The 3254-nt window shown below is 69.2% G+C and carries 3 protein-coding genes; 1 reads left to right on the top strand and 2 read right to left on the bottom strand.

Annotated elements, in window-relative coordinates; translation table 11 throughout:
* Positions 1-738, bottom strand: a 738-nt coding sequence (locus BZL64_RS25025; protein WP_086771454.1) for a carbohydrate ABC transporter permease, incomplete at its 3' end; no start/stop codon positions are given.
* Between the two features lie 4 nt (positions 739-742).
* On the bottom strand, positions 743-1669 hold the full coding sequence (locus BZL64_RS25020; protein WP_086771453.1) for a carbohydrate ABC transporter permease: 927 nt from the start codon (positions 1667-1669) through the stop codon (positions 743-745).
* A 345-nt stretch (positions 1670-2014) separates the two neighbouring features.
* Between BZL64_RS25020 and BZL64_RS25015 the strand changes: the two genes are divergently transcribed.
* Entirely contained in the window at positions 2015-3019 is a 1005-nt protein-coding gene (locus tag BZL64_RS25015; RefSeq protein WP_086771452.1) for a LacI family DNA-binding transcriptional regulator, read from the top strand.
* Positions 3020-3254: the final 235 nt, after the last annotated feature.

The raw sequence follows: 3254 nt of genomic DNA, 5'->3' as shown, positions 1-3254 counted from the left end.
CAGGAAGTAGTTGTTCCAGGTGGCGACCGTGGTGAACAGCAGCACGGTCACGATGCCGGGGGCGAGCAGCGGCAGGACGACGGTGAAGAAGATCCGCGCCTCACCGGCCCCGTCGATGCGGGCCGCCTCGAGCAGTTCGTTGGGGATGGCCTCGGTGGCGAACACCCACATCAGGTACAGGCCGAACGGCGAGACCAGCGAGGGGATGATCACGGCCCACGGGGTGTCGGTCAGGCCCATCTTGCTGAACATCAGGAAGGTGGGCACCGCCAGGGCCGTACCCGGGACCGCCACCGCGCCGATGACCGTGGCGAAGATGCCGCGCTTGCCGGGGAAGTCGAACTTCGCCAGCGCGTAACCGCCGAGCACCGCGAGGAAGGTGGCCCCGCCGGCGCCCAGCACCACGTACATCAGGGTGTTCAGCAGCCAGCGGGTGAACACGCCGTCGTTGTAGGTGAACGTGTCGCGGATGTTGTCCCACAGCGCGAAGTCGTCGGCGAACCACATGCCGGACGAGTCGGCCAGACCCGCCTGCGTCTTGGTGGCGTTGATGGCCAGCCAGATCAGCGGAACGACGGTGTAGATCACGATCAGCGAGGTCAGCACCGTCAGCAGCACGCTGCGCTTGGGCTTGCCCGCGGAGGGCTTGCGCGGCTTGCGCAGCCTCGGGGAGTTCCGGCCGGGACCTGAGGTCTTCGCGGGTACGGAAGGGGAAGCGGTGGTGAGAGGGCTGCTCATCGGGTCACGCTCCCTTGCGCATGCCGCGCAGCTGCACGACGTAGGCGATCACCATCGTGATCAGGCCCATGATGATGGCCACCGTCGCGGAGTAGTTGTGCTGCTGGCCGTTGAAGGACAGCGAGTACGTGTAGAAGTTCGGCGTGTAGTCGGTGGTGATGGCGTTGCGGGCCAGCGGCCGCAGGATGTTCGGCTCGTTGAAGAGCTGGAAGCTGCCGATGATCGAGAAGATCGTCGCGATGACCAGGGCGCCCCGGATCGCGGGGAGCTTGATCGCGGTGATCATGCGGATCTGTCCGGCGCCGTCGATCTCCGCCGCCTCGTACAGCGAGTGCGGGATGACGCGCAGCGCCGAGTAGAAGATCAGCATGTTGTAGCCGACGAACTCCCAGGTGACGATGTTGCCGATCGACGCCAGCACCAGGTCGGGGGAGAGCGGGTCGGGCAGCGAGACGCTGAACGCCTCGTTGATGTCACCGACCAGGCCGTACTTCGTGCCGTACATGAAGCCCCACATGAGGGTGGCGACCACGGCGGGCACCGCGTACGGCAGGAAGATCGTGATGCGGAAGAAGCTCTTGCCGTAGAGCCGGCCGCTGTCCAGCGCCAGCGCCACCAGCAGGGCGATGCCCAGCATGATCGGCACCTGGATGGCCAGGAACAGGGACACCCGGCCGAGCGCGCCCCAGAACTGGTCGTCCTTCAGCGCCTGCGTGTAGTTGTCGAAGCCGACGAACTGCGTGCCGCCGATGAGCTGGTCACGGAAGAGGCTGAGGTAGATCGAATACGCGATCGGCGCCAGGAAGACCAGGGCGAAAACGGCCACGAAGGGACCGATGAAACCCCAGCCCATCCAGGAGCGGCGGTCCCGTTTCGCCGGAGGGGGCGCCGGCCGCGGCTCGGCGGCCACCGGCGGTTGCAGCGTCGTCATGTCGTTCCTCGCTCATCCAGTCCTGGAACTCGCGGTGTCGCGCCGACGTGCCGTGCGCACCGCCGATGTTTACGCAAACATCAGCCACCGCGAAGAGGCGGTGGGCTGTTATGTTTACGTAAACATCTGATGGCGGCATGTCTACACTGCCCCGATAACCATGGTCAAGGGTCATCTGCGGAGACCCTCGAAGCAGCGGCGACAGAACGATGGGGGCAACGCGTGGAGATGGCTGAAAGAGCCCCGGCGAACGGAGCCGGGACGGCCACGGGCCCGGCCGGGGGCGCTCAAGGCCCGGACGGCGCGGTACGACGGGCTCGCGGCCGGGGCCGGACCACCGCCTCGATGGCGGACGTGGCACGCCTCGCCGGCGTGTCCTCGCAGACCGTGTCCCGGGTCTCCAACGGTTACGCCGGTGTGAACGAGGAAACCCGGCAGCAGGTGCTCGCCGCCATGAAGGAACTGGGCTACCGGCCCAACAGCGCGGCCCGCGCCCTCAAGCGCGGAGAGTTCCGCACGATAGGTGTGATCACCTTCACGCTGTCCACCACCGGCAACGTGCGCACCCTGGAGGCCATCGCGACCTCCGCCGCCGCCGAGGGGTACGCGGTCACGCTGCTGCCGGTCGCCGTGCCCACGCAGGACGAGGTGCGCGGCGCGTTCTCCCGCCTCGAGGAACTCGCCGTCGACGCGGTCATCGTCATCATGGAGGTCCACCTGCTGGACGCGGCGACCGTCACCCTGCCGCCACACGTCCAGGTCGTGGTCGTCGACTCCGACGCCGGCAGCCACTACACCGTCGTCGACACCGACCAGTCCGGCGGCACCCGCACCGCCGTCCAACACCTCCTGGACCTCGGCCATCTGACGGTGTGGCACCTCGCGGGACCCGAGGACTCCTTCGCCGCCCAGCGCCGCGCCGACGCCTGGCACGGGGCGCTCACCGACGCGGGCCGTCCCGCGCCGCCCGTGGTCCGCGGCGACTGGTCGGCCGAGTCCGGCTACCGCGCCGGCCTCGAACTCGCCGCCCAGGAGGACTGCACCGCCGTCTTCGCGGCCAACGACCAGATGGCCCTCGGCCTGCTGCGCGCCCTGCACGAGCGCGGCCGGCGCGTCCCCGAGGACGTCAGCGTGATCGGCTTCGACGACATCCCCGAGGCCAGCTCCTTCCTGCCCCCGCTGACCACCCTCCACCAGGACTTCGCCGAGGTCGGCCGCCTCTGCGTCCAGGCCGTACTGCGCAAGATGCGCCGCGACGGCCCCCAACGCGGTACGACCCTGGTCCCGACCCGCCTGGTCCTGCGCGACAGCACGGCACCGCCGCCGGGTGGGGGAGCGGGGGAGGTCTGAGGTCGCTCGGCGGGGGGCGTGATGCTGCGCGTCGTGCGGTCGGGCCACTCGTACGGCTGCGACGTACGGCGTGCGGCGGAGGTGCCGTCGGCACGGCGGCTCCAGGGGCAGGGTGCGGACGCCGGTGAACGCGTGGAAGCGGCGAACCGAGACGCCTCACCGCCAGGCCCGGCAGACCTTGTCCCCTACACCAGTCGCAGTTCCAGGTCCCGTTCGCCGACCGCGCGGGCGGCTG

It is taken from the genome of Streptomyces bobili (assembly GCF_002154575.1).
GTDB lineage: Bacteria > Actinomycetota > Actinomycetes > Streptomycetales > Streptomycetaceae > Streptomyces > Streptomyces bobili.
The sequence above is the reverse complement of the archived record's forward strand: the minus strand, read 5'-3'. Positions and strand labels throughout refer to the sequence as shown.